At 69.9% G+C, this 26,104-nt stretch carries 25 protein-coding genes and 1 riboswitch; of the genes, 18 read left to right on the top strand and 7 right to left on the bottom strand.

What is annotated here, in order from left to right; genetic code table 11:
* The first annotated feature begins 106 nt into the window (after window positions 1–106).
* Window positions 107–310 (top strand): hypothetical protein, encoded by a 204-nt coding sequence (locus HUT19_RS29730; protein WP_176183391.1) that lies wholly within the window; start codon window positions 107–109, stop codon window positions 308–310.
* Between the two features lie 124 nt (window positions 311–434).
* Here the strand turns inward: HUT19_RS29730 and HUT19_RS29735 are convergent, their stop codons facing one another.
* Both HUT19_RS29735 and HUT19_RS29740 read right to left on the bottom strand, forming a co-directional pair.
* On the bottom strand, window positions 435–1,145 hold the full coding sequence (locus HUT19_RS29735) for a bifunctional 2-polyprenyl-6-hydroxyphenol methylase/3-demethylubiquinol 3-O-methyltransferase UbiG (protein WP_254886240.1): 711 nt from the start codon (window positions 1,143–1,145) through the stop codon (window positions 435–437).
* A 104-nt stretch (window positions 1,146–1,249) separates the two neighbouring features.
* The gene (locus tag HUT19_RS29740; protein ID WP_176183392.1) at window positions 1,250–1,846 is read right to left on the bottom strand and encodes a DUF3043 domain-containing protein; all 597 of its coding nucleotides are present in this window, start codon (window positions 1,844–1,846) and stop codon (window positions 1,250–1,252) included.
* A gap of 259 nt (window positions 1,847–2,105) precedes the next feature.
* On the opposite strand from HUT19_RS29740, the gene HUT19_RS29745 reads away from it, so the two are divergent.
* The 4 genes from HUT19_RS29745 (at window position 2,106) to HUT19_RS29760 (ending at window position 5,263) form a co-directional block, all read left to right on the top strand.
* On the top strand, window positions 2,106–2,888 hold the full coding sequence (locus HUT19_RS29745) for a PspA/IM30 family protein (protein ID WP_176183393.1): 783 nt from the start codon (window positions 2,106–2,108) through the stop codon (window positions 2,886–2,888).
* Window positions 2,889–2,933: 45 nt separating this feature from the next.
* Entirely contained in the window at window positions 2,934–3,212 is a 279-nt protein-coding gene (locus HUT19_RS29750) for a hypothetical protein (RefSeq protein WP_176183394.1), read from the top strand.
* Between the two features lie 90 nt (window positions 3,213–3,302).
* Window positions 3,303–4,583 (top strand): sensor histidine kinase, encoded by a 1,281-nt coding sequence (locus HUT19_RS29755; protein ID WP_176183395.1) that lies wholly within the window; start codon window positions 3,303–3,305, stop codon window positions 4,581–4,583.
* Window positions 4,580–5,263 carry a response regulator transcription factor gene (locus HUT19_RS29760; RefSeq protein ID WP_176183396.1) on the top strand — a complete coding sequence of 228 codons (684 nt, stop codon included), beginning with the start codon at window positions 4,580–4,582 and terminating at the stop codon, window positions 5,261–5,263. The genes HUT19_RS29755 and HUT19_RS29760 overlap by 4 nt, the downstream gene beginning before the upstream one ends.
* Window positions 5,264–5,365: 102 nt before the next feature.
* Here the strand turns inward: HUT19_RS29760 and nadA are convergent, their stop codons facing one another.
* Window positions 5,366–6,565 (bottom strand): quinolinate synthase NadA, encoded by a 1,200-nt coding sequence (gene nadA, locus HUT19_RS29765; RefSeq protein ID WP_176183397.1) that lies wholly within the window; start codon window positions 6,563–6,565, stop codon window positions 5,366–5,368.
* A gap of 236 nt (window positions 6,566–6,801) precedes the next feature.
* On the opposite strand from nadA, the gene erpA reads away from it, so the two are divergent.
* Complete coding sequence (erpA, locus tag HUT19_RS29770; RefSeq protein ID WP_135340779.1) at window positions 6,802–7,155, top strand: iron-sulfur cluster insertion protein ErpA; 354 nt, start codon at window positions 6,802–6,804, stop codon at window positions 7,153–7,155.
* A 118-nt stretch (window positions 7,156–7,273) separates the two neighbouring features.
* Here erpA and HUT19_RS29775 read toward each other — a convergent pair whose 3' ends face one another.
* Both HUT19_RS29775 and HUT19_RS29780 read right to left on the bottom strand, forming a co-directional pair.
* On the bottom strand, window positions 7,274–8,848 hold the full coding sequence (locus HUT19_RS29775; protein ID WP_176183398.1) for a hypothetical protein: 1,575 nt from the start codon (window positions 8,846–8,848) through the stop codon (window positions 7,274–7,276).
* Between the two features lie 92 nt (window positions 8,849–8,940).
* The gene (locus HUT19_RS29780) at window positions 8,941–9,153 is read right to left on the bottom strand and encodes a hypothetical protein (protein WP_176183399.1); all 213 of its coding nucleotides are present in this window, start codon (window positions 9,151–9,153) and stop codon (window positions 8,941–8,943) included.
* Between the two features lie 177 nt (window positions 9,154–9,330).
* Between HUT19_RS29780 and HUT19_RS29785 the strand changes: the two genes are divergently transcribed.
* Window positions 9,331–10,305, top strand: a complete 975-nt coding sequence (locus HUT19_RS29785; RefSeq protein WP_176183400.1) for a carbohydrate kinase family protein — start codon at window positions 9,331–9,333, stop codon at window positions 10,303–10,305.
* A 44-nt stretch (window positions 10,306–10,349) separates the two neighbouring features.
* Here the strand turns inward: HUT19_RS29785 and HUT19_RS29790 are convergent, their stop codons facing one another.
* Entirely contained in the window at window positions 10,350–11,771 is a 1,422-nt protein-coding gene (locus tag HUT19_RS29790) for a cysteine desulfurase/sulfurtransferase TusA family protein (RefSeq protein WP_176183401.1), read from the bottom strand.
* Between the two features lie 315 nt (window positions 11,772–12,086).
* Between HUT19_RS29790 and coxB the strand changes: the two genes are divergently transcribed.
* The 4 genes from coxB (at window position 12,087) to HUT19_RS29810 (ending at window position 16,575) form a co-directional block, all read left to right on the top strand.
* A complete protein-coding gene (coxB, locus tag HUT19_RS29795; RefSeq protein ID WP_176183402.1) occupies window positions 12,087–13,049 on the top strand; it encodes a cytochrome c oxidase subunit II in 963 nt (320 codons plus the stop codon).
* A complete protein-coding gene (gene ctaD, locus HUT19_RS29800) occupies window positions 13,046–14,785 on the top strand; it encodes a cytochrome c oxidase subunit I (protein WP_176183403.1) in 1,740 nt (579 codons plus the stop codon). The genes coxB and ctaD overlap by 4 nt, the downstream gene beginning before the upstream one ends.
* Window positions 14,782–15,180, top strand: a complete 399-nt coding sequence (locus tag HUT19_RS29805; protein ID WP_176183404.1) for a cytochrome c oxidase subunit 4 — start codon at window positions 14,782–14,784, stop codon at window positions 15,178–15,180. The genes ctaD and HUT19_RS29805 overlap by 4 nt, the downstream gene beginning before the upstream one ends.
* A gap of 144 nt (window positions 15,181–15,324) precedes the next feature.
* Window positions 15,325–16,575, top strand: coding sequence for an Ig-like domain-containing protein (locus HUT19_RS29810; RefSeq protein WP_176183405.1), 1,251 nt, complete (start codon window positions 15,325–15,327; stop codon window positions 16,573–16,575).
* A gap of 49 nt (window positions 16,576–16,624) precedes the next feature.
* On the opposite strand, the gene HUT19_RS29815 is transcribed toward HUT19_RS29810, so the two are convergent.
* On the bottom strand, window positions 16,625–17,026 hold the full coding sequence (locus HUT19_RS29815; RefSeq protein WP_176183406.1) for a hypothetical protein: 402 nt from the start codon (window positions 17,024–17,026) through the stop codon (window positions 16,625–16,627).
* Window positions 17,027–17,225: 199 nt separating this feature from the next.
* Between HUT19_RS29815 and HUT19_RS29820 the strand changes: the two genes are divergently transcribed.
* The 7 genes from HUT19_RS29820 (at window position 17,226) to HUT19_RS29850 (ending at window position 26,030) form a co-directional block, all read left to right on the top strand.
* Complete coding sequence (locus HUT19_RS29820) at window positions 17,226–17,846, top strand: heme-copper oxidase subunit III (protein ID WP_176183407.1); 621 nt, start codon at window positions 17,226–17,228, stop codon at window positions 17,844–17,846.
* A gap of 69 nt (window positions 17,847–17,915) precedes the next feature.
* Entirely contained in the window at window positions 17,916–18,725 is an 810-nt protein-coding gene (locus HUT19_RS29825; protein WP_176183408.1) for a c-type cytochrome, read from the top strand.
* A complete protein-coding gene (locus tag HUT19_RS29830) occupies window positions 18,722–19,780 on the top strand; it encodes a ubiquinol-cytochrome c reductase iron-sulfur subunit (protein WP_176183409.1) in 1,059 nt (352 codons plus the stop codon). Before HUT19_RS29825 ends, HUT19_RS29830 begins: the two co-directional genes overlap by 4 nt.
* Window positions 19,777–21,414 (top strand): cytochrome bc complex cytochrome b subunit, encoded by a 1,638-nt coding sequence (locus HUT19_RS29835; RefSeq protein WP_176183410.1) that lies wholly within the window; start codon window positions 19,777–19,779, stop codon window positions 21,412–21,414. The genes HUT19_RS29830 and HUT19_RS29835 overlap by 4 nt, the downstream gene beginning before the upstream one ends.
* Before the next feature lie 456 nt (window positions 21,415–21,870).
* Window positions 21,871–22,911: an IS30 family transposase gene (locus HUT19_RS29840; protein WP_176186644.1), complete on the top strand. Its 1,041-nt coding sequence runs from the start codon at window positions 21,871–21,873 to the stop codon at window positions 22,909–22,911.
* A gap of 233 nt (window positions 22,912–23,144) precedes the next feature.
* Window positions 23,145–24,218, top strand: coding sequence for an anthranilate phosphoribosyltransferase (trpD, locus tag HUT19_RS29845; RefSeq protein WP_176183411.1), 1,074 nt, complete (start codon window positions 23,145–23,147; stop codon window positions 24,216–24,218).
* A 95-nt stretch (window positions 24,219–24,313) separates the two neighbouring features.
* A riboswitch (SAM riboswitch) is annotated at window positions 24,314–24,431 on the top strand.
* Between the two features lie 201 nt (window positions 24,432–24,632).
* Entirely contained in the window at window positions 24,633–26,030 is a 1,398-nt protein-coding gene (locus tag HUT19_RS29850; protein WP_176183412.1) for an aminotransferase class V-fold PLP-dependent enzyme, read from the top strand.
* Window positions 26,031–26,104: the final 74 nt, after the last annotated feature.

Here is a 26,104-nt window from a genome sequence, read left to right on the forward strand (position 1 = left end):
GCGCGGGGCCACCCCGTACGGAGTGATCAGTCGCCTAGGCTGCGGGCAGAATCACCTGTGGACCGGCGGGAATCACCCGAGGACCGGCGGGATGGAGGAGGCGGACATGGCGTGGACGTGGCGGTTCGAGAAGTCCGATGGGACGGAGACGAAGCCCGCGGTACAGCCGGAGGAGTTCCCGACCCAGGGGGATGCGGAGTCATGGCTCGGTGAGGAGTGGAAGGCGCTCCTCGATGGAGGGGCCGAGCAGGTCACCCTCTTCGAGGACGGCACCGAGATCTACGGCCCGATGAGCCTGCGGGGCGAATGAGCACCGCCGGCTGAGCACCTTCGGCCGGGAAACGCCTGTGGCGGCGCCCCCGCGGCGCCGCCACATCCACTCAGCGAGCCGCGTCAGACCCGTGCCCCGTGCCCCGTCAGCCGTGGCAGCCGCTTCAGCCGCGCACCCCGCACAGATGCAGCAGGGCCGCCACCGAGCGGTACGGATCGGTGCGCCCGGCCCTCTCCTCGGCCGCCAGCAGCCGCTCCCACTCCGGGGACGGCGGGGGCGGGGTGTCGCCCGGGGCCTGGTCGGTGAAGACCCGCACCCCGTACCAGGCGTGCAGCGGAGCACCGATCGCGGTGAGCGTCGTGGTCAGCTCCTCGCGCCGGTCGGCGCGCACCCGCAGCCCGAGCCGGTTGGTGTACGCGGGCGAGTCGAAGGCGGCCAGCGCGGTGTCCCAGTCCCCGGCGAGCCCCGGCCGCATCGCCAGCGCGTCGGCGTTGCGCACCAGCAGCGAGAGCAGAGCGCCCGGCGCCAGCACCCGGGCCAGCCCGGCCAGCAGCGGATCCGGCTCGGACACGTACATCAGCACACCGTGGCAGAGCACCACGTCGAAGGCGCCCGGCAGGAAGTGCGCTCCGGTGTCCCGGCCGTCGCCCTCGAGCAGCCGCACCCTGGCCCGGATGCCCTCCGGCTCGTCCGTGAGCGCGGTGCGCACCGCGGCCAGCATGGTGGGATCGGACTCCAGACCGGTCACCTCGTGGCCCGCCCGGGCCAGCCGCAGGGCCTGGGTGCCCTGGCCGAGGCCGACGTCGAGCACCCGCAGCCGCCGGCCCACCGGATAGCGGGCGGTGATCTGTTCATCGAGCTGCTGAGCGACCAGCGCCTGCCGGACGGTGTTCCGCAGGCCGCCGAGGCGGCTCAGCCAGCCCTCCGCCCCACCGGTGAAGCCGGACGGTGTCCCGCTTCGGTCCGCGGATTTCCCGCTCAGGGCCGCTGTCCGCGCTTGACCTGCGGCTTGGGCAGCCGCAGTCGGCGCATCTGAAGGGTGCGCATCAGGGCGTACGCCACCGTGCCGCGCAGGTTCTCGTCGGGGAACTTCTTGCGGAGGGCCCGCTTCAGCTGGAAGGCGAGGATGAACGAGTTGATCACGATCATCACGATGACGACCATCCACAGCAGCAGCACATAGCTCTGCATGGCACCGGCACGGATCATGCTCAGCACCAGGATGACCACCGCGAGCGGCAGGAAGAACTCGGCGACGACGAACCGGGAGTCCACGAAGTCGCGGGCGAAGCGGCGCACCGGGCCCTTGTCACGGGCCGGGAGGTAGCGCTCGTCACCGCTGGCGAGCGCCTCGCGCTGACGGGCCAGATCGGTGCGGCGGGCCTCCCGCTGGCGCTTGGCGGCGTCCTTGCGGTTGGCGGGCGTCTTCGCCAGGCTGCGGCGCTGCGACTGGGCCTCACTGCGCTTCGGCGTGGGGCGGCCCTTGGGCGCCTGCGGGTCACGGGGCTGCTGCGGCTGGTCCGCGGTCACCTTGGCGGTGGCGGCCTGCTCATCCTTGGAACGGCTTCGGAACACAAAGCCCAAGGGTACGGGTTCACGGGTGTGCGCCCCAGCCTCATGGGGAACGATCCGGCAACGGCAGTCCGCCGTATCGGGACACAGTGGTCACCTACTCCTTGCGCCGGAGGCGCCCGCGTCCTGATCGTCCTGGAGGAGGAGCGCGCGCGGGCCCGAACAGTGCGGTAATGGAAGCAGGGCCCGTAGGCTGGGTCTGTTGGAGTGCTGGAGTCTCAAGTCCGTCAGAAGGGGGCGCGCGAGGCCCATGAGCGGTGTCATGAAGCGTATGGGGATGATCTTCCGCGCGAAGGCCAACAAGGCCCTGGACCGGGCCGAGGACCCGCGCGAGACCCTCGACTACTCGTACCAGAAGCAGCTCGAACTGCTCCAGAAGGTGCGCCGCGGCGTAGCCGACGTGGCCACCTCCCGGAAGCGGCTGGAGCTCCAGCTGAACCAGCTCCAGGGTCAGTCCGCCAAGCTGGAGGACCAGGGGCGCAAGGCGCTCGCGCTCGGCCGCGAGGACCTCGCGCGCGAGGCGCTCTCCCGCCGTGCCGCACTCCAGCAGCAGGTCACCGACCTGGAGACCCAGCACCAGACTCTCCAGGGCGAGGAGGAGAAGCTCACCCTGGCCTCCCAGCGGCTCCAGGCCAAGGTCGACGCCTTCCGCACCCGCAAGGAGACCATCAAGGCCACCTACACCGCGGCCCAGGCGCAGACCCGGATCGGCGAGGCGTTCTCCGGCATCTCCGAGGAGATGGGCGACGTCGGCATGGCGATCCAGCGGGCCGAGGACAAGACCGCGCAGCTCCAGGCCCGGGCGGGCGCCATCGACGAGCTGCTGGCCTCCGGCGCCCTGGACGACCAGTCCGGGATGGCCAAGGACGACATCGCGGCCGAGCTGGACCGGATCTCCGGCGGTACGGACGTGGAGCTGGAGCTCCAGCGGATGAAGGCCGAGCTGGCCGGCGGCAGCCCCCAGCAAGCCATCGAGGGCGGTCAGCAGGACCAGTCCCAGCAGTCCCAGCAGTCCCAGGGGCAGCACAAGTTCGACAAGCAGTAGCCCGCGCCCCCACCCGGGCGAGGTCTCCTACCGGAGGAGGTCGGCGTGATCGTACGGATCATGGGGGAGGGCCAGGTGCAGGTGGCCGAAGGCCATCTGCCCGCACTGAACAAGCTGGACGACGAACTGCTCGCCGAGGTCGAGAGCGGCGATAAGGACGGCTTCCGGCGGACGCTCGGCGCGCTCCTCGACGCCGTGCGCACGGTGGGCGAACCGCTGCCGGACGACGCCCTCGAACCGTCCGAGCTGATCCTGCCCGCCCCCGAGGCCACCCTCGAGGAGGTCAAGGCGATGCTCAAGGACGACGGCCTGATCCCGGGCTAGCCCGGGCGCACTCCAGTACAGGTCGTGTCCCCTCTGTCCGCCGGGCACGGGCCGCCCCCGGAACGGAGCGGTCCGGTACGGCGCTTACCTTTGGATCCCGTGACTCCCCTCTCCGTGGGGCCGGGCCTGGCCCGCCCCTACCGCTGGCTGGCCGCGCACCCGAGGGCCCTGGACATCCTGGTCGCCATCGGTGTCTTCGCGCTGATCATCATCGGCGCGGTGGCCAACCCGCACCTGCGCGACCAGCACATCGGCCCGTACTTCGTCCTGCTGGCGCTGCTCTCCTCCGCCTCCCTGGTGCTCCGCCGCGATCTGCCGGGCAGTGTGCTCGCGGTCACCTCCGCGATCACGGTGGTGGAGATCACCACCACCCAGAGCGGCCCGCCGCGCACCTCGATCGTGCTGGGCGTGGTGGTGGCGCTCTACACCCTCGCGGCCCGCACCGACCGCCCCACCACCTGGCGGGTCGGCTTCCTCACCGCGGTGCTGCTGACCGGGACCGCGATGCTCTTCGGGCTCAGCCCCTGGTACTCCCAGGAGAACCTGGGCATCTTCGCCTGGGCCGGTCTGGCCGCCGCCGCGGGCGACGCGGTGCGCAGCCGCCGCGCCTACGTCGCCGCCATCGAGGAGCGGGCGGTACGGGCCGAGCGCACCCGCGAGGAGGAGGCGCGCCGCCGGGTGGCCGAGGAGCGGCTGCGGATCGCCCGGGAGCTGCACGATGTGGTCGCCCACCACATCGCCCTGGTCAATGTGCAGGCCGGGGTGGCGTCCCATGTCATGGACAACCGCCCCGACCAGGCCAAGGAGGCGCTGGCGCACGTCCGGGAGGCCAGCCGCTCGGCGCTGGACGAGTTGCGGGCCACGGTCGGCCTGCTGCGGCAGTACGGCGACCCCGCGGCCCCCACCGAACCGGCACCGGGCCTGGGGGTGCTGGACCAGCTCGTGGAGGGCTTCGCCCGGGTGGGGATGCGGATCGAGGTCGAGGAGGAGCCGCGCGGCGGTATCGGGCCGCTGGCGGGCTCGGTGGACCTCACCGCGTACCGCGTCGTCCAGGAGGCGCTGACCAATGTGCACAAGCACGCCGGGCCCGAGGCCGGTGTCCGGATCCGGATCGTCCGCGACCGCGGCGCACTGGAGATCACCGTCGTGGACGACGGGGCGGGGGCGGAGCCCCGGGCCGCCGACGCGGCCGGGCCGGACGTGCCCGCGGCACCGCTGGACGACGAGCACGGCGGCGGCCACGGACTGCTCGGGATGCGGGAGCGGGTCACCGCACTGCGCGGCAGCTGCGAGGCGGGCCCCCTGCCCGAGGGCGGCTTCCGGGTGCGGGCGAGACTTCCGTTGCAGGGCCGTACGGGAGGGGACTCATGACGATCAAGGTGCTGCTCGCCGATGACCAGGCGTTGCTGCGCAGTGCGTTCCGCGTGCTGGTGGACTCCGATCCGGAGATGGAGGTGGTGGGGGAGGCGTCCGATGGCGCGGAGGCGGTCGAGATCGTCCGGGCCAAGGGCGCGGACGTGGTCCTGATGGACATCCGGATGCCCGGTACCGACGGGCTGACCGCGACCCGCATGATCAGCGAGGATCCGGAGCTGACCGGGGTCCGGGTGGTCATGCTGACCACTTTCGAGGTCGACGAGTACGTGGTGGACTCCCTGCGGGCGGGCGCCAGCGGCTTCCTCGGCAAGGGCGCCGAGCCCGATGAGCTGCTGGCCGCGATCCGGATCGCGGCGGCGGGCGAGGCGCTGCTCTCCCCGGCCGCGACCAAGGGCCTGATCGCCCGGTTCCTGGCTCAGGGCGACGGTGCCCGGGACGGTGGCGAGTCCGCCTACGACGCGAGCCGGCTGGACGCGCTCACGGGGCGCGAGCGCGAGGTGCTGGTGCAGGTGGCCGGGGGGCTGTCCAACGACGAGATCGCCGCCCGGCTGGAGGTCAGCCCGCTGACGGTCAAGACGCATGTGAACCGTGCGATGGCCAAGCTGGGGGCGCGCGACCGGGCCCAGCTGGTGGTGATCTCCTACGAGACGGGCCTGGTGCGCCCGGGGCTCTGACACGACGGACGCGACACGACGGACGCCGACACCACGGACGGGGCGCGGAGCCCCTCGGCCCCACGCCCCGTCCGTCGTCCGTCGTCGGGCGTCCGCTGTCCGCTACGGCAGCGCCAGCATCCGCTCCAGCGCCAGTTTGGCGAAGCTCTCGGTCTCCCGGTCGACCTGGATGCGGTTGACGACCTTGCCCGCCGCGAGCGACTCCAGCGCCCAGACCAGGTGCGGCAGGTCGATGCGGTTCATGGTCGAGCAGAAGCAGACCGTCTTGTCGAGGAAGACGATCTCCTTGTCCTCGTCGGCGAAGCGGTTCGCCAGCCGCCGGACCAGGTTCAGCTCGGTGCCGATCGCCCACTTGGACCCGGCCGGGGCGGCCTCCAGGGCCTTGATGATGTACTCGGTCGAACCGACGTAGTCCGCGGCCGCCACCACCTCGTGCTTGCACTCGGGGTGGACCAGGACGTTGACGCCCGGTATGCGCTCACGGACGTCGTTGACCGAGTCCAGCGAGAAGCGGCCGTGCACCGAGCAGTGGCCGCGCCACAGGATCATCTTCGCCGCGCGCAGCTCCTCGGCGGTCAGCCCGCCGCCCGGCTTGTGCGGGTTGTAGACGACGCAGTCCTCCAGGGACATGCCCATGTCGCGGACGGCCGTATTGCGCCCCAGGTGCTGGTCGGGCAGGAACAGCACCTTGCTGTGCCCGGGCTCTCCCTGCCCGAAGGCCCAGTCCAGGGCCCGCTTGGCGTTGGAGGAGGTGCAGATGGTGCCACCGTGCTTGCCGGTGAACGCCTTGATGTCCGCGGAGGAGTTCATGTACGAGACCGGCACCGTCACCTCGGCGACGCCCGCCTCGGTCAGTACGTCCCAGCACTCGGCGACCTGCTCGGCGGTGGCCATGTCGGCCATCGAGCAGCCCGCCGCCAGGTCGGGGAGCACAACCTGCTGGTCGTCGCCGGTCAGGATGTCGGCGGACTCCGCCATGAAGTGCACACCGCAGAAGACGATGTACTCCGCGTCCGGCCGGGCCGCCGCCTCCCGGGCGAGCTTGAAGGAGTCCCCGGTGACGTCCGCGAACTCGATGACCTCGTCGCGCTGGTAGTGGTGGCCGAGCACGAAGACCTTGTCCCCGAGCTTCTCCTTGGCCGCGCGGGCACGCGCCACCAGGTCCGGGTCGGAGGGCGCCGGAAGGTCTCCGGGGCACTCCACACCGCGCTCGCTCCGCGGGTCGGCCTCACGGCCGAGAAGCAGCAGAGCGAGCGGGGTCGGCTGCACGTCGAGGGGCTGGGCGGTGGTCACGTCACGCACCCTTCTTTCTTCGCTGGGAAACCCTGATCCTGTTAATCGTCAAAATGACGCTATCTATCATAACTGCTTCACGTCACTTTGACGATGGGCATCGTGTCGATGTGACGCATTCCGGTGTCGCGAGCCGTGTGCGAGCATGAAGAACGCAGGAACAAAGCGATGGGCCCGGAATGAATCCGGGGGGCCGTTGGTTTGTGCCGACGGCAAGCAGTCCGTACAACCCGGGAGACAAGCAGATGACCGTTCAGGACGAGACCACCGCGAGCGAGGGCATCATCCTGTCCGACGCCGCCGCGTCGAAGGTCAAGAGCCTGCTGGAGCAGGAGGGCCGTGACGATCTCGCGCTGCGCGTCGCCGTCCAGCCCGGCGGCTGCTCCGGCCTGCGCTATCAGCTCTTCTTCGACGAGCGCTCGCTCGACGGCGACGTCGTCAAGGACTTCGACGGCGTCAAGGTCGTCACCGACCGGATGAGCGCCCCGTACCTGGGCGGTGCCTCGATCGACTTCGTCGACACCATCGAGAAGCAGGGCTTCACGATCGACAACCCGAACGCCACGGGCTCCTGCGCCTGCGGCGACTCCTTCAGCTGAGCCCTCCCGCGGGGCGCGTGCTCACTGACGCGAGGGAAGGCGGCGGTCCCGGCCGGGACCGCCGCCTTCTTCGTGTTGTCCGCTTCTTTCCCGTTCTTTCCCGCTTCGTGTATCCGGGTCACTTCTTCCGCGGCGGCACCGTCTCACCGGTCGCCTTGTCGACCACCTTGCGGTCGCCCAGCGGCTTGTCCAGCGTGACCTTCTTGGTCATCTCCTTGGCGATCAGGATGCAGGCCCGCCCAGGATGCTTGGCCTGGCTCTTGATCTCCACCGTCACCTGCTTCGACGTCTCCTGCGCGGAGACCGAGTAGGTCCGGCACACCCCGCCCCAGAAGCGCAGCGTCAGCGTCTTGCCGTCCACGCTGTACGAGGAGATGTCGTCGATCTTCTTCTTGCCGGACGGGTCGGAGGTGCCGCTGTGACCGTGCCCCGGGCTCTCGGTACCGGCGGCCTTCTTGATGTACTCGGGCTGCACGGCCGGGTACGGAAGGGTCATCGAGACACCGTTGTTCCCGGTCGGCCGGGTCTCGAAGATCCACGACGGCACCAGCGCCCGCCGTCCCTCCACCCTGTGCGAGGCCAGCCCGAAGGTCACCTTGCGCACCGTCACCTTGCTCGACGTACCCGAGGGGTTCGGCTCGCACGGCGCGATCTCGCCGCCCGCCTCCGGCCCGTCCGAGCCCGGGGTGGCCGACGGACAGGTGCCGCCCTTGGCCGGACCCCGGCCCCTGGTCGCCGCGTTGAGCTTCTTCAGTGCCTCGTCCGCGCTGATCAGCGGATAGGTGTCGGCCTGCTTGGGCGTCGACAGCGTTCCGCTGCCACCGACCAACTGGCCGTCGGCGGCCACCTGGAGGCTGGTCGACCAGCCGTGCGTCGGCAAACCGCCCACCCGCGGCTCCGCGTTCACGGTGCGGATGGCGGCGTAGCGGCCGGTCGCGTCCAGCTTGGCGTCCGACAGTCCGAGTGCCTTGAGCACCGGCTCGGCGGTGCGCTTGGCCTTCGCCTCGGACACCACCTTGTCGTGGTCAGCGTCGCTGCGCTCGGGGTGGTCGTCGCCCTTCTCGCCGGACTTCTTCCCGGACTTTCCGTCCCGGTAGGTGGGGCAGTCCCGGGCGGTGCCGCCATCGCCCTTGCCGCTGCCCGCGCCGGCGTCGCCGTCCGAGCCGGGCAGGCGCACACAGGTGCCGCCGGCGGGGGTGCCGTAGCGGGAGTAGGTCCAGCTGCCCGGGCCGTCCTGGCTCACCCGCAGCACCGGACCGGCCGCGTCCCGGGTGCCCCCGACCTTCCAGTAGCCGTGGTCGCCGCGCGGGCTGCCCGGGACGTCCAGCGCCTCGGCCAGCCGCGCCACATCGGACTTGGTGACCTTCGGATCGGACAGGTACACCGGGGCCGAGTCCGGCCCGTCGGGCAGCTTCTCCTCGGTCACATAGCGCCCGCCGCTCGGATCGGGCTCACCGGGCGCGATGCCCTCGTGCCCGGCGGAGGGGTAGGCGTCCAGTGCGAGGGGTTTTGGTGATCCGTCCCTGTGTGCCGTGCCGCTGCCGTCCGCCGCGGTCGAGGCCCAGTAGGCCCCGCCGCCACCGGCGACCAGCACCGCGGCCGCCACCGAAACCACGGCCAGCGGCGAACGGCGCCGCGGACGCGGGTGGTCGTCGTCGGGGCTCTGCGGGGTGTCGGTCTCGTCGGTGCTCACCGTTTCGCTCCTTCGGCTCCGCTCACGTTGTACGGTCCCATTTCCTCGCGAGGGGACGCCGGTGAGACGGGGCGGACGGGCGGACGGTTCCGTCAGTCGCCGTAATCCGACATATTGTCCAGCAGATGCGCGGACGCGGGCGGCACGGTGACCCCGCGGATCCGCGCCGGGGACACCGGTGCGGCCGGCGGCGATACGGTGACCGGCCAGTGCGGCACCATCCGTGCCCCCTGGCCGCGCAGCTCTTCCAGGAACTCGGGCTCGATGGCACCGGTGGGAAGGGCATTGATCACGTGCTCCGGCATGGGAAGCCTCCCGGTCCGAAGGGGTCGCGGATGAATATTTGATGCATACGCACCGTATGCACCGCATCTCTGGCGAAAATAGCCCTACTATCGGGTAGTTTCTTACGTTCATACGGGCGTGGCAAGGCGATAGCGTAAAGGGTCCGATCCCGCCGCCGCCCCGCAGGAGCGACTTCCGTGCGTATCGCCGTCACCGGCTCCATCGCCACCGACCATCTGATGACCTTCCCCGGCCGCTTCGCCGACCAGCTGGTCGCCGATCAGCTGCATACGGTCTCCCTCTCCTTCCTGGTCGACACCCTCGACGTCCGCCGCGGCGGCGTGGGCCCCAACATCTGTTTCGGTATGGGGGTGCTCGGTCTGCGCCCGATCCTGGTCGGCGCGGCCGGCGAGGACTTCGCCGAGTACCGCGCCTGGCTGGACCGCCACGGCGTGGACACCGCGTCCGTGCGGATCTCCGAGGTGCTGCACACCGCGCGCTTCGTCTGCACCACGGACACGGACCACAACCAGATCGCGTCCTTCTACACCGGCGCCATGAGCGAGGCCCGGCAGATCGAGCTCCAGCCGGTCGCCGACCGGGTCGGCGGCCTCGACCTGGTGGTCATCGGCGCGGACGACCCGGAGGCGATGGTCCGGCACACCGAGGAGTGCCGCTCGCGGGGTATCCCGTTCGCCGCCGACCCCTCCCAGCAGCTCGCCCGGATGGACGGCGAGGACATCCGCCTGCTGGTCGGCGGGGCGGACTACCTGTTCACCAACGAGTACGAGGCCGCGCTGATCGAGACCAAGACCGGCTGGACCTCCGAACGGATCCTCGCCGAGGTCGGCACCCGGGTCACCACGCTGGGCGCGCAGGGTGTCCGGATCGACCGCGAGGGCGAGGAGCCGATCGTCGTCGGCTGCCCGGAGGAGGACGCGAAGGCCGACCCGACCGGTGTCGGCGACGCCTTCCGCGCGGGCTTCCTCGCCGGTCTGTCCTGGGGGCTGTCCCTGGAGCGCTCCGCCCAGGTGGGCTGCATGCTCGCCACCCTGGTCATCGAGACCGTGGGCACGCAGGAGTACGAACTGCGCCGCGGCCACTTCATGGAGCGGTTCGCCAAGGCGTACGGCCATGAAGCCGCGGGCGAGGTCAACGACCACCTGGTCTGACGCCCGGCCGCCCGGCCCCCGGGCTCCCCGGGGGCCGGGCGCCGTCAGGTGCGGCGGCGTACCCGGTAGGCGACACCGCGTTCGGCCGGGCGCTCGCCCTCGTACTCCTGGTCCCGCATGGCGCACCAGGCCGGGATGTCCAGCCGGGCCGCCTCGTCGTCGGACAGCACCGTGACCACCCCGCCCACCGGGACCTCGCCGATCACCTTGGCCAGTTCGATCACCGGGATCGGGCACCGCTTGCCGAGCGAGTCCACCACCAGCTCGGGTTCTGCCGGTTCCGCCGCCATTTCCGCCGCCGGCTCCCTTGCCGCGGGCCGCGCCGTCTCCGGGACGCCGAGCCGGCCGCGGACCTCCCGCACCACCCCCGGCAGTAGCTCCAGGAACCGCTCCACCTCCGCCCCGGCCGTGCCGAGCGGCAGCGAGACCCGGATGTTGCCCTCGGACAGCACCCCCATCGCCCGCAGCACATGGCTCGGGGTGAGGGTGGAAGAGGTGCAGGAGGAGCCGGACGAGACCGAGAACTCCGCACGGTCCAGCTCATGCAGCAGTGTCTCCCCGTCGACATAGAGACACGAGAAGGTCACCAGATGCGGCAGCCTCCGCTCCGGGTCGCCCACCACCTCCACGTCCGGCACCAGCTCCGGCACCCGCGCCCGGATCCGGTCCACCAGATCCCGCAGCCGCTCCGCCTCGGCGTCCGCCTCCGCCCGTACGGCGCGCAGCGAGGCGGCCGCGGCGACCACGGCCGGGAGGTTCTCGAAACCGGGGGAGCGGCCCGACTCCCGTTCGTCCGCCGGACCCTGGGGCGAAAAGCGCACCCCCTTGCGGACGGCGAGCAGCCCCACTCCCGACGGACCGCCCCATTTATGGGCACTTGCGGTCAGAAGCGACCAATTGCCCTCCACCGGGCCCCAGCCGAGCGACTGCGCCGCGTCCACCAGCAGCGGAACACCCGCCTCCGTGCACGCCTCGGCGGTCTCGGCCACCGGCTGCACCGTGCCGACCTCGTGGTTGGCGGACTGCAGACAGGCCAGCGCGGTGGGGCCGGGAGCCGCCCGCAGGGCCCGCGCGTAGGCGTCCGGCGCGACCCGCCCGGTGCGGTCCACCGCCACCTCGGTGACCGTGCCGCCACCCGCCTCATGGGCGGCCGCGGCATGGAGCACCGCGGAGTGCTCGACGGCGGAGACGATCAGATGGCGGCCGGCCCGGCGGCGCCCCGCGAGCGCTCCGGCAATGCCGTCGTGCAGTGCGCGTGTCCCCGATGGAGTGAACACCAGCTCGTCCGGGCGGCAGCCGACGGCCTCCGCCGCGGCCTCCCGGGCGGCGTCCAGCAGCAGCCGGGCGCGGCGCCCCTCGCGGTACAGCCGCGCGGGATCGGCCCACCCCTCGTCCAGGGCGGCGAGCAGCGCCTGCCGGGCGACCGGATGCAGCGGAGCGGACGAGGCCGCGTCGAAGTAGGACACATCAGGAACGCTAGCCGGTGTGGACCGCTCGGGGTCCGCGGGAAGAATCGGAACCGGTCCCGCCGCACCCTCCGCACCCCGGATTCCGGTCCGCCCAACACCCCGTACCGGGGCGAAAACCGCTGGCGGAGCGGGTGATTCCACCCCTTCGGGGTGCGGCCCGGCGCGTTGGGCACCCTGGCCGCGCGGCCCCAAATAGCGTCCAGTAGGGTTTGGTCCGCATAAACATCCAAACCCCTGCCCGCACCGGGCCGGCGACCGACCGACAGACGGCCGCGGCCGACCGCGCGGGCGAGACTCTCGGGAAGGCGCTACGTGAGTCCCAACGGCTCCGACCGCTCGTCGCGGCGCCCGGTGCGGCGGAAGCTGCTGCAGGCGCTGGCCGCGGGCTTGGTCCTGGCGACCGCCACCGGTTGCACATCCAAGGACTTCCCCCGCCTCGGAATGCCCACCCCGGTCACGGAGGAGGCGCCGCGGATCCTCTCCCTGTGGCAGGGCTCGTGGGCGGCTGCGCTCGCCACGGGCGTCCTGGTCTGGGGCCTGATCGTGTGGGCGGTCATCTTCCACCGCCGCAGCAGGACCAAGATCGAGGTCCCCGCTCAGACCCGGTACAACATGCCCATCGAGGCGCTGTACACCGTGGTCCCGATCATCATCGTCTCGGTGCTGTTCTACTTCACCGCGCGCGATGAGACCGAGCTCCTCAAGACCTCCAAGAAGCCCGACCACGTCGTCAACGTCGTGGGCTACCAGTGGAGCTGGGGCTTCAACTACATGGAGAACGTGGACGGGTCGACCGCCACTCCGAAGCAGAATGCCAAGGAGATCGCGGCCATCCCCAACCGGATGCTCACCGCGGTGCCCAAGGGCGCCGAGGGCGTCTACGACGCCGGTGTCCCCGGTCAGCGGAACCCGCAGACCGGTAACCCGGGTCCCACGCTGTGGCTGCCGAAGGGTGAATCGGTCCAGTTCATCCTGACCTCCCGCGATGTCATCCACTCGTTCTGGGTGGTCCCCTTCCTGATGAAGATGGACGTCATCCCGGGGCACACCAACCGCTTCGAGGTCACCCCGAACCGCGAGGGCACCTTCATGGGCAAGTGCGCCGAACTGTGCGGCGTCGACCACTCCCGGATGCTCTTCAACGTCAAGGTAGTGTCGCCCGAGCGCTACCAGCAGCACCTGAAAGACCTGGCGAAGAAGGGCCAGACCGGCTACATCCCGGCGGGCATTGAGCAGACGGACGCTGCCAAGAACGCGGAGACCAATAACCCATGAGCATCCTCAACGAACCTCAGGGTGCCGACGCCACCGCCTCGTACGAGAACGAGTTGCCGGTGCGCCGCAAGCAGCCCGGCAATGTCGTCGTCAAGTGGCTGACCACCACCGACCACAAGACGATCGGCACGCTCTACCTCGTCACGTCGTTCGCGTTCTTCTGCATCGGCGGCCTGATGGCGCTCTTCATGCGCGCCGAGCTGGCCCGCCCGGGTACGCAGATCATGTCGAACGAGCAGTTCAACCAGGCGTTCACCATGCATGGCACGATCATGCTGCTGATGTTCGCCACCCCGCTGTTCGCGGGCTTCACGAACTGGATCATGCCGCTCCAGATCGGCGCGCCGGATGTGGCCTTCCCGCGGCTGAACATGTTCGCGTACTGGCTGTACCTCTTCGGCTCGCTGATCGCGGTGGGCGGGTTCCTGACCCCGCAGGGCGCGGCCGACTTCGGCTGGTTCGCCTACTCCCCGCTGTCGGACGCGGTCCGCTCGCCGGGTGTGGGCGCGGACATGTGGATCATGGGTCTGGCCTTCTCCGGCTTCGGCACGATCCTCGGTGCGGTCAACTTCATCACCACGATCATCTGCATGCGCGCTCCCGGTATGACGATGTTCCGGATGCCGATCTTCACCTGGAACGTGCTGCTCACCGCGGTGCTGGTACTGCTGGCCTTCCCGGTGCTGGCCGCCGCGCTGTTCGCCCTGGAGGCGGATCGAAAATTCGGGGCGCATGTCTTCGACGCGGCCAACGGCGGCTCATTGCTCTGGCAGCACCTCTTCTGGTTCTTCGGCCATCCAGAGGTGTACATCATCGCGTTGCCGTTCTTCGGGATCATTTCCGAGATCATTCCGGTCTTCTCCCGCAAGCCGATGTTCGGTTACATCTCGCTGATCGCCGCGACGATCTCGATCGCCGGTCTGTCGGTGACGGTCTGGGCGCACCACATGTATGTGACGGGCGGGGTACTGCTGCCCTTCTTCTCCTTCATGACGTTCCTGATCGCGGTTCCGACCGGTATCAAGTTCTTCAACTGGATCGGCACCATGTGGAAGGGGTCGCTGAGCTTCGAGACCCCGATGCTCTGGGCGATCGGCTTCCTGATCACCTTCACCTTCGGTGGTCTGACCGGTGTCATCCTGGCCTCGCCGCCGATGGACTTCCACGTCTCGGACTCGTACTTCGTGGTGGCCCACTTCCACTACGTGGTGTTCGGCACCGTGGTGTTCGCGATGTTCGCCGGCTTCCACTTCTGGTGGCCCAAGTTCACCGGCAAGATGCTGGACGAGCGGCTCGGCAAGATCACCTTCTGGACGCTGTTCGTGGGCTTCCACGGCACGTTCCTGGTGCAGCACTGGCTGGGCGCCGAGGGCATGCCCCGCCGGTACGCCGACTACCTGGCGGCCGACGGCATCACCACGCTGAACACGATCTCGACGATCGCCTCGTTCCTGCTCGGTCTGTCGATCCTGCCGTTCTTCTACAACGTCTGGAAGACCGCCAAGTACGGCAAGAAGATCGAGGTCGACGACCCGTGGGGCTACGGCCGTTCGCTGGAGTGGGCCACCTCCTGCCCGCCGCCGCGGCACAACTTCCTCACCCTGCCGCGGATCCGCTCCGAATCCCCGGCGTTCGACCTGCACCACCCGGAGATCGCGGCGCTCGACCAGCTCGAGAACCACGGTGCCTCCGACGATGACAAGGCCCTCGCGGGTGGCAAGGAGGCCGGCAAGTGAAGGTCCAAGGCCGGATGTTCATCTGGCTCGCCGTCTTCATCCTGGTCATGGCCATCGTCTATGGCGTGTGGTCCAAGGAACCGGCGGGCACCACCGCGCTCTTCCTCGCCTTCGGCCTGAGCATCATGATCGGCTACTACCTGGCGTTCACCGCGCGCCGGGTAGATGTCGGTGCGCAGGACAACAAGGACGCGGACGTCGCCGACGACGCCGGTGAGCTGGGATTCTTCTCCCCGCACAGCTGGCAGCCGCTCTCCCTGGGCTTCGGTGGCGCCCTGGCCTTCCTGGGCGTGATCTTCGGCTGGTGGCTGCTGTACTTCTCCGCCCCGATCATCATGGTCGGTCTGTTCGGCTGGGTCTTCGAGTACTACCGCGGTGAGAACCAGAACCAGTAGCCGTTCCCCGTACCGGCTGAACACGGGCCCGGACACCTCCAGGAGGTGTCCGGGCCCGTGCGCGTCTTCCGGGCACTCCGGGGGGTGTCACTCCGGTGCTTCACTCCGCGCGCAACCCCCGGCGGCCGTTCATAGCGTGTGTCCATGAGCCACACATCGCGATCACCTCGAACCCGGGCGGTGCTCACCTGCACCCTGCTGGTGGCGTCGCTGATAGCGGGACTCAGCGGCTGCGGGGGCCCTTCCGGCAACCCGCTGTCCGCCAAGCCGTACGACGCCGCCGACCAGATCTCGTTCAGCGGCGCCGGGGAAAACCACAAGGCCGATCCGGACAAGCCACTGGAAGTGACGTCCAAGGGCGACGACGGCCGGATCACGGACGTCACCGCCACTGACGCCGCGGGACGCTATGTGCGGGGCGAGCTGACCGACGACGGCAGCCGCTGGCGCAGCACCGTGCCGCTGGCCGCCGGAGCCCACTACACGCTCCGGGTGAGCACGGAGGACTCCAACGGGGCCCCCGGCCGTCGGACCATCTACTTCACCACCAGCTCTGCCCGCAAGCTGCTGAAGGTCACCTTCGGGCCCAAGGCGGGGGAGTACGGGGTCGGGCAGCCGGTCACCGCCAAGCTGAGCCGGGCGGTGAAGGACCCCTCGGCCCGGGCCGTGGTGGAGCGTGCGCTGAAGGTCGATTCCCAGCCCGCGGTGGACGGTGTCTGGCACTGGGTGGACAGCAAGACCCTGCACTACCGTCCGCAGGACTACTGGCCCGCCCACGCCACCATCAATGTGCACTCCAACCTGAAGGGCATCAGGATCGGCGGCGGGCTCTACGGCGGTGACGCCAAGTCGCTGAAGCTGACCACCGGTGACCGTATCGAGGCCCTCACCGACTCCGGTACCCACCAGATGACGGTGAAGCGCAACGGCGTGCCGATCCGGACCATCCCGATCACCACCGGTATGCCCGGATTCGACACCCGTAACGGCACCAAGGTGATCCTCGCCAAGGAGTCCGCGGTACGGATGACCGGCGCCAGTATCGGCCTCGGCAACTCCTACGACCTGATGGTGTACTGGGCGGCCCGGGTCACCTGGAGCGGTGAGTACGTCCACGCCGCACCGTGGTCCACCGGATCCCAGGGCGTGGCCAACGTCAGCCACGGCTGCACCGGTATGAGTACGGAGAACGCCCAGTGGTTCTTCAACACCGTGCGACTCGGCGATGTCGTCAAGGTCGTGAACAGCAATGGCGCCGATATGACGACGTTCGACAACGGCTACGGCGACTGGAACATGGCCTGGAACGACTGGCGTCAGGGCAGTGCCCTCGCCGCCGGTCAGCGGGACGGCGCGACCCCGGCCGACTCGGCCCGGCTCCGGCCCCAGGTGTGACGGTGGCGACAGCCGTGACCGCCGCGCGACCGCCAGGAGACCCCTGCGGTCAGGCGCTCACGGCCAGCCGCTTGCGGAGCAGTCCGGCCAGCGCGTCCGTCAGGGCCACCGGGTCCACCGGATGGGTCACGGCGGCCTCCGCACGGCTCCAGGTGGCCAGCCAGGCGTCCTGCGGGCGGCCGATGAGCAGCAGCACCGGCGGACAGCGGAAGACCTCGTCCTTGATCTGCCGGCAGACGCCCATCCCGCCCGCGGGCACCGCCTCGCCGTCCAGCACACAGACGTCGATACCGCCCTCCTCCAGCGCCGTCAGCACGGCGGGGAGGGTCGCGCACTCCACGAATTCCACCGGGGGCACATCGGCCGCGGGCCGCCGTCCGACGGCGAGCCGCACCTGCTCGCGGGTGCTCGCGTCGTCGCTGTAGACCAGCACCGTGGCGGTAGGCCGCATCGTGTCCTCCGGATGAACTAAGTGATCCGCTGGGCTCCTGTGGCGGATGCTACTCCGGTACAGCCGCCCGGAGGAGGGGGCGTACAGATCTCTACCCCCTTCGGGGGACTGCCCGGAGGGGCCCCGACGAGCAGGGCCGATGGCCTTGACACTCCGAACGGTACCCCCGGGAGTGAGGGCTGGATAAGCGACCGACATAATGTCGGTCGTGGCGACAGCAACAGCAGTAGATACCGGGCACGCGCACCCGTCGGTCAACCGGCCGAACCTCACCAGCGTCGGAACCATCATCTGGCTGAGTTCCGAGCTGATGTTCTTCGCGGCCCTCTTCGCGATGTACTTCACCCTGCGATCGGTGACCGGAGCCGAGCACTGGAAGGAAATGGCGTCCGCGCTGAACTTCCCGTTCTCCGCGACGAACACCACGATCCTGGTGCTCTCCTCCCTCACCTGCCAGCTCGGTGTCTTCGCTGCCGAGCGCGGCGACGTGAAGAAGCTGCGCACCTGGTTCGTGATCACCTTCATGATGGGCGCGATCTTCATCGGCGGTCAGATCTTCGAGTACACCGAACTGGTCAAGCACGAAGGGCTCTCGCTCTCGTCCGACCCGTACGGCTCGGTGTTCTACCTGACCACCGGCTTCCACGGACTGCATGTGACAGGCGGGCTCATCGCCTTCCTGCTGGTCCTGGGCAGGACGTACGCGGCCAAGAGGTTCACCCACCAGCAGGCGACGGCGGCCATCGTCGTGTCCTACTACTGGCACTTCGTCGATGTCGTCTGGATCGGCCTCTTCGCCACGATCTACATGATCAAGTAAGCCGGTCACCGCACCGGAACCACGTCCTTAACAGCATCGACGCAGAAGATCCTGACACCGGGGTAATCCGTGAAAAAGCTCTCCGCACGACGGCGCCATCCGCTGGCTGCGCTCGTCGTCCTACTCTTCGCGCTGGCGGTCACTGGGGGGCTGTACGCCGCGTTCTCGCCGAGCGAGGCGAAGGCTGATGACAGCTCCGCCCAGTCCCTCGCCATCGAGGAGGGCAAGAAGCTCTATGCCGTCGGCTGCGCCAGCTGCCACGGCACGGGCGGTCAGGGGTCCTCCGACGGCCCGAGCCTGGTCGGCGTCGGGTCCGCCGCCGTCGACTTCCAGGTCGGCACCGGCCGGATGCCCGCCCAGCAGCCGGGCGCCCAGATGCCGAAGAAGAAGAAGGTGTACTCGGACGCCGAGATCGAGCAGCTCTCCGCGTACATCGCCTCGCTCGGCGCCGGTCCGGTGACGCCCACCAAGAGCCAGTACAACATCGACGGCGCGGACGTCGCGAAGGGCGGAGAGCTCTTCCGTACCAACTGCGCGCAGTGCCACAACTTCGCCGGCAAGGGCGGTGCCCTGACCAACGGCAAGTATGCGCCCGCCCTCGATGGCGTGAGTCCCAAGCACATCTACGAGGCCATGCAGACCGGCCCGCAGAACATGCCGTCCTTCCCCGACGCCACGCTGCCGGAGAAGAACAAGAAGGACATCATCGCGTACCTCGACACGGTCAACAGCGACAAGACCAAGACCCCCGGTGGCCTTGAGCTCGGCGGGCTCGGCCCGGTCAGCGAGGGCCTGTTCGCCTGGGTCTTCGGCATGGGCGCCCTGATCGTCCTCACCATCTGGGTCGCCGCCCGGACCGCAAAGGCCAAGAAGTCATGAGTAGCCACGAGATTCCAGAAGCAGACGAGCAGCTGCCCGAGAAGCGGGAGTCCGCCGAGGGTGCGGTGGAGGTCGCCGAAGACCCGTTCGCGGACCCGGGGATGCCGCCGCACGAGCACCGCAAGCAGGACATCGACGAGCGGGCCGCCAAGCGCTCCGAGCGCACCGTCGCCCTGCTCTTCACGTCCTCGATGGTGGCCACGATCGCCTTCATCGCCTCGTATGTGGCGATCCCGGTGGACAAGTACGTCTATGTCTTCCCGATCGGTCACATCAGCGCGCTCAACTTCGCGCTCGGCCTGACGCTCGCCATCGCCCTCTTCGGCATCGGCGCGGGCGCGGTCCACTGGGCCCGCACCCTGATGTCCGATGTGGAGATCGCCGACGAGCGTCACCCCATCGCGGCCGGCCCCGAGGTCAAGACCAAGGTCCTGGACGACTTCCGGGCCGGTGCCGCCGAGTCCGGCTTCGGCCGCCGCAAGCTGGCGCGCAACACCCTCTTCGGCGCCCTGGCGCTGGTGCCGCTCTCCGGCCTGGTGCTGCTGCGCGACCTCGGCCCGATGCCCGGCACCAAGCTGCGCCACACCAAGTGGGGCAAGGGCAAGCTGCTGATGAACCAGAACACCATGCAGCCGCTGCGCCCCGAGGACATCGTGGTCGGCTCGCTGACCTTCGCCATGCCCGAGGGCATGGAGGAGGACCAGCACGACTTCCAGACCGAGATCGCCAAGGCCGCCCTGATGCTGGTCCGGCTCCAGCCGGAGAACATCAAGGACAAGCGCGAGCTGGACTGGTCGCACGACGGCATCGTCGCGTTCTCGAAGATCTGCACGCATGTCGGCTGCCCGATCAACCTGTACGAGCAGCAGACCCACCACGTCCTGTGCCCCTGCCACCAGTCGACCTTCGACCTCGCCGACGGTGGCCGAGTGATCTTCGGTCCCGCCGGGCATGCGCTGCCGCAGCTGCGCATCACGGTGAATGGCGAGGGGTACCTCGAAGCCATGGGCGACTTCGCGGAGCCCGTCGGTCCTGCTTTCTGGGAGCGCGGATGAGTACTGGACAGGCCAACGACGCGCAGCGGCGCGGCAAAGCCCCCGCGGGCGAGCGCGTCGCCGACTGGGCCGACAGCCGGCTGGGCATCTACAGCCTGGCCAAGGCCAATATGCGCAAGATCTTCCCGGACCACTGGTCCTTCATGCTGGGTGAGGTCGCGCTCTACAGCTTCATCGTCATCATCCTCACGGGTGTGTATCTGACGCTGTTCTTCCACCCCAGCATGGGAGAGGTCGTCTACCACGGCCCGTACGAGCCCATGCAGGGTGTGCGGATGTCGGAGGCGTTCGCCTCCACGCTCGACATCAGCTTCGAGGTGCGCGGCGGTCTGCTGATCCGGCAGATCCACCACTGGGCCGCGCTGATCTTCCTCGCCGCGATGTTCGTGCACATGATGCGGGTGTTCTTCACCGGCGCGTTCCGCAAGCCGCGTGAGATCAACTGGCTGTTCGGCTTCCTGCTGTTCTTCCTCGGCATGCTGACCGGCTTCACCGGCTACTCGCTCCCCGACGACCTGCTCTCCGGTACCGGTCTGCGGTTCATCGAGGGTGTGTTCCTGTCGGTCCCGGTCGTCGGCACCTACATCACGATGTTCGTGTACGGCGGCGAGTTCCCGGGCACGGACCTGATCGCCCGGCTCTATCCGGTCCACGTCCTGCTGCTGCCGGGCATCATGCTCGGTCTGCTGGTGGCGCACCTGATCCTGGTCTTCTACCACAAGCACACGCAGTACCCGGGGCCCGGAAAGACCAACAAGAACGTGGTCGGCATGCCCCTGCTGCCGGTCTACATGGCCAAGGCGGGCGGCTTCTTCTTCCTGGTCTTCGCCGTGATCGCGGTCCTCTCCGCGGTCGCCACCATCAACCCGATCTGGACCATCGGTCCCTACCGGCCGGATCAGGTGTCCACCGGTGCCCAGCCCGACTGGTACATGGGCTTCGCCGAGGGCCTGGTCCGAGTGATGCCCGGCTGGGAGATCAACGCCTGGGGCCACACGCTCGTCCTGGGTGTGTTCATCCCGATCGTGCTGTTCCCCGTCGTGCTGGTGGCCATGGGCGTCTACCCGTTCATCGAGTCCTGGGTCACCGGCGACAAGCGCGAGCACCACATCCTGGACCGCCCGCGCAACGCCCCGACCCGGACCGCCTTCGGTGTGGCGTGGCTGACCGCGTACTTCGTGATGCTGGTCGGTGGTGGAAACGACCTGTGGGCCACCCACTTCCACCTGTCGATCAACTCCATCACCTGGTTCGTCCGGATCGGCTTCTTCGTCGGCCCGGTGGTCGCCTTCATCGTCACCCGGCGGATCTGCCTCGGCCTCCAGCGCCGCGACCGCGACAAGGTGCTGCACGGCCGTGAGACCGGCATCATCAAGCGGCTGCCGCACGGTGAGTTCGTCGAGGTCCATGAGCCGCTCTCGCAGGAGCAGCTGCACACGCTGACCCAGCACGACCAGCCCAAGCCGTTCGAGGTCGGGCCGGCGGTCGACGAGAACGGTGTCGCGCGGAAGATAAAGCGTTCGGACAAGCTCCGCTCGAAGCTCTCCAAGAGCTACTACGGCGAGAACAACGTGATTCCGAAGCCGACCCGCGAGGAGTACCAGGAGATCACCAGCGGCCACGGCCACCACTGATCCCTTCGGTACACCGCTGACGCCACCCACAACCAGGGCCCCGGCCCGGACCTTGGGTTCTAACGGTCCTCGCAACACCCGCGATCTGTGGGAGTTGCGAGGACCGTGGCCGTTGGACGGGATGATCTTGCGGGGTTGAGGGAGCGTTTCCTTGCGCGGCTGGATGCCGTGGGGAACGTGACCGTGGTGGCGCGTGAGCTGGGGGTGAACCGGAACACTGCCTTCGGCTGGGCCCGAAAGGCCGGACGGACCTCGGTGCGCCTGCCTCGGCGGCACCCCGGGCGCGACGAGTACGAGCGGCTTCGGGCCGCCGGTGTCGCACGTCGGGTGGCGGCCCTGCAGGTCGGGGTGAACGAGCGCACGGCCAAGGACTGGGACTGGGGCGTCAAGAAGACCGGCACCACGCGCACTTACGCTGACGGCCGCCGTGTCGACTACAGCACCGGGACCGTCACGATGTGCGGTGTGACCACGGCACCGGTGGGCCTGACGGCCCTGGAGAAGCAGCTTCACCCGCGGTTCCTAGCGCTCGCCGAGCGCGAGAAGATCCGCGATCTGCGCGCGGCGGGGCAGTCGCTGAGGGCGATCGGACGGGTCCTGGGACGGCCGGCGAGCACCATCAAGCGGGAGATCGACGCGAACTCGGGCAGCGAGGGCTACCAGCCCTACGCCGCCCACCGGGCAGCGGCAGCGCGCAGACCCCGGCCCAAGGAGCGCAAACTGCTGCGCGAGGGACGGCTGCGCCGCTTCGTCCGGGACGGACTGCGCCAGCGGTGGTCACCGGCACAGATCTGCCACGCTCTACGGAGAGAGCATCCCGACGACGAGAGCATGCGGGTGAGCGTGGAGACGGTCTACCAGGCACTGTATTTCCAGGCCCGCGGCGGCCTGAAGCGGGAAGTGCAGGCCGCCATCCGTTCCGGCCGGACCCGCCGCAAACCGCGCCGGGACTCCCAGCGGCGCACGCCCCGGTTCATCGACCCGATGGTGATGATCAGCGACCGTCCCGCCGACGTCGAGGACCGGGCCGTGCCCGGTCACTGGGAAGGCGACCTGATCATCGGCGCGGGCGGGCGCTCCGCGATCGCCACCCTGGTCGAGCGCAGCACCCGTTACACCCTGCTGGTCCATCTGCCGGGCGGGGCCCACGACGCCGAGACCGTCCGCGACGGCCTCGTTGCCACGATCCAGACCCTGCCCGCCCACCTGCGCGGCTCCCTCACCTGGGACCAGGGCAGCGAGATGGCACGCCACAAGCAGTTCAGCATGGCCACCGGCATGCCCGTCTACTTCTGCGACCCCGCCAGCCCCTGGCAACGCGGCTCGAACGAGAACACCAACGGCCTCCTGCGCCAGTACTTCCCGAAAGGCACCGACCTCAGCGTCCACAGTCCCGAAGACCTCGAACACGTCGCCCAGGAACTCAACGGCCGCCCACGCAAGACGCTCGGCTGGGATACCCCAGCCGAGCGTCTACGTGATCTACTCACCACCTGAAACCAAGTGGTGTTGCGACGACCCCTTGAATCCAAGGACCGCAACGGTCCGGCCGGGGCCCTGGCCGTTGTGCGACCACGATTGCCCCGGTGGTGTCCGCCATGCGGGCGCGCGGCCTGCTGGGCCGCGGCGCCGATAGGCTAACGGCGGGGCCGGTGCCGCCCGCGCGGACGTTGTCGCGCTGACCCGCGGACCCCCTTTCCCTGCCCACCCCACGGATCCAGGAGCGGACCATGGACGTTGTGACCCCAGCCGGAGGCGACAGCACCGCGATGGCCCGCACCTGGCCGGATGTCCTCACCTCGCTGCTCAGCGGCCAGGACCTCAGCGCCGATGACACCGCCTGGGCCATGGACCGGATCATGCGCGGTGAGGCCACCGACGCCCAGATCGCCGGATTCATCGTCGCGCTGCGGGCCAAGGGCGAGACCGTGGCCGAGGTGTCCGGACTCGTCCGGACCATGTACGAGCACGCCACGGTGATCGAGGTCCCCGGGGACACCGTCGACATCGTCGGCACCGGCGGCGACCGCGCCAGGACCGTCAATATCTCGACGATGTCGGCGCTGGTGGTGGCCGGTACCGGGGCGCGGGTGGTCAAGCACGGCAACCGTGCCTCGTCCTCCGCGAGCGGTGCGTCCGACGTCCTGGAGAAGCTGGGCGTCAATCTCGATCTCACCCCGCGGCGGGTGGTCGAGGTGGCCGAGGAGGCGGGGATCACCTTCTGCTTCGCGGTGAAGTTCCACCCGGCACTGCGGCATGTCGCCGCCGCCCGCCGGGAGCTGGGCATCGCCACCACCTTCAACATCCTCGGCCCGCTCACCAACCCGGCCCGGGTGCGGACCCAGGCGACCGGTGTGGCGGACGCCCGGATGGCGCCCATCGTCGCCGGTGTGCTGGCCGACCGCGGCTCGTCCGCACTGGTCGTCCGGGGCGACGACGGCCTCGACGAGCTCACGGTGACCGCGACCTCCCAGGTGTGGGTGGTGCGGAACGGCACCGTGCGCCAGGAGACCTTCGACCCGCGGGACGTCGGTATCGAACTGGTCCCGGTGGAGGCCCTGCGCGGCGCGGACGCCTCGTACAACGCGGATGTGGCGCGCCGGCTGCTGGCGGGGGAGACCGGCCCGATCCGGGACGCGGTGCTGCTCAACTCGGCGGCCGCGCTGGCCGCGTTGGACCCCGCGCCGGGCGACAGGACGCTCACCGAGCTGATCGGGGAGGGACTGACGCGTGCGGCGGAGTCCATCGACTCGGGGGCGGCGCGGAACGTCCTGGAGCGATGGGTGCGCGCCAGCAACGCGTGAGACCGGCAACGCGTACGTGATCTGCGCGCACCGCTCCTGCCCGGATGCCGGACAGGGGCGGTGCGCCGTTTCTCCGTATGGCATACTCCTGGCCAGGTCACGAGCGACAGCGACTACGGCCCCGGCCCGCTGTCCGGCAACCCTCCGTCCGTGGCGGGGTGCCCCGGGTGATGACCAGGCCGCAGGCAGCGAGGTCTGCGGCAAGCGCGGACCCCTCGCACTAGGGGTCCTGGTGGTCGAGGGAGTTCTTCCGTGACGCAGCGAATGCTTTAGGGCCGGTCGGCCCGTACCCCACACCCTCCGCGCGGTGCCCCCGTTCCGTGCGTTGAGCGATTTTCCACGCCCGCACCGGCGGTGAGCCGCCGGGTCCGTGTGTGACGCATTCACGCTTCCATCCTCCCGGGAGAATTCGCCATGTCCGTGCGCCCTGCCGCCGCCGTCGCCCCCGCCGCCGCTGTCCCCGCCCCCGCCGACGTCTGTGAGCCGCTGCCCGTGCTGGGCGCCGATGTCCGGGTGCCGCTGGTCACCGGCGGCGAGGTGACCTACGCCGCGCTCGACTACGCCGCCAGCGCCCCCGCCCTCCAACGGGTCTGGGACGACATCGCCGCCTACGCCCCGTACTACGGCAGCGTCCACCGCGGCGCCGGCTACCTCTCGCAGCTGTCCACCGATCTGTTCGAGAACAGCCGCGCGGACGTCGCCGCCTTCCTCGGCTGCCGCGCGGACGACCAGGTCGTCTTCACCCGCTCCACCACCGATTCGCTCAATCTGCTGGCCGCTGTGCTGCCGTCCGGCACCGAGGTCTTCGTCTTCGAGACCGAGCACCATGCCTCGCTGCTGCCGTGGGAGCAGCGCGAGGACGTCCGGGTGCGCTACCTCAGTGCGCCGCGCTCCCCGCGGCAGGCCGTGGAGACGCTGGAGCGGGCGCTCGCGGCGCGGGCCGGGGGCCCGGCGCTGGTGTGCGTGACGGGTGCGTCCAACGTGACCGGCGAGCTGTGGCCGGTGCGGGAGCTGGCCGCCGCGGCCCACGCCCACGGCGCCCGTATCGTGCTCGACGCCGCCCAGCTCGCCCCCCACCACCCGGTGGACATCGCGGCGGCGGACGTCGACTGGGTCGCCTTCTCCGGGCACAAGCTGTACGCCCCCTTCGGCGCCGGGGTGCTGGCCGGACGGGCCGACTGGCTCCGCGAGGCCCGCCCGTACCTGGCGGGCGGCGGTGCCAGCCGCAAGGTCGCCCGGCGCGACGACGGCGGGGTGGACGTCGAGTGGCACACCACCGCCGCCCGGCACGAGGCGGGCTCGCCGAACGTCATCGGCGTCTACGCCATCGCCTCCGCCTGCAAGGCGCTGACCGAGGCCGGGTTCGACGGTCTGGTCGCCCGTGAACGGCAGCTGATCGCGGCGGTGCGGGAGGGTCTGGCGGAGGTGCCGGAGGTGCGGGTGCTCTCGCTGTTCGGCGACGACGCCCCGCGGGTGGGCGTGCTGTCGTTCGTGGTGGACGGCTGGAACAGCTCGCACTTCGCGGCCGCGCTCTCCGCGGAGTACGGCATCGGTGTCCGCGACGGCCTCTTCTGCGCCCACCCGCTGGTCCGCACGCTGCTGGGCAGCGAGCCGGAGGAGCCGGGCGAGTGCGGCGCCCCCGAGGCCGCCCCGGGCGAGCGCTCGCTGAACGCGATCCGCGTCAGCTTCGGCGCGGGCACCCCGGACGAGCATGTGGACCGCTTCGTCCGCGCGGTGAAGGAACTGGTCCGCGCGGGCGCCCAGTGGACCTACCGCACCGAGGACGGCCGCTGCGTCCCCGCCCGCGATTGACCCCCACGGGGCCGGTGCCCGCCCCGTCGGCCACCAGCGACTGGGCCGGGGCGCCCTCGGTCCCCCCGCGCCCG

This window comes from Streptomyces sp. NA02950, from assembly GCF_013364155.1.
GTDB lineage: Bacteria > Actinomycetota > Actinomycetes > Streptomycetales > Streptomycetaceae > Streptomyces.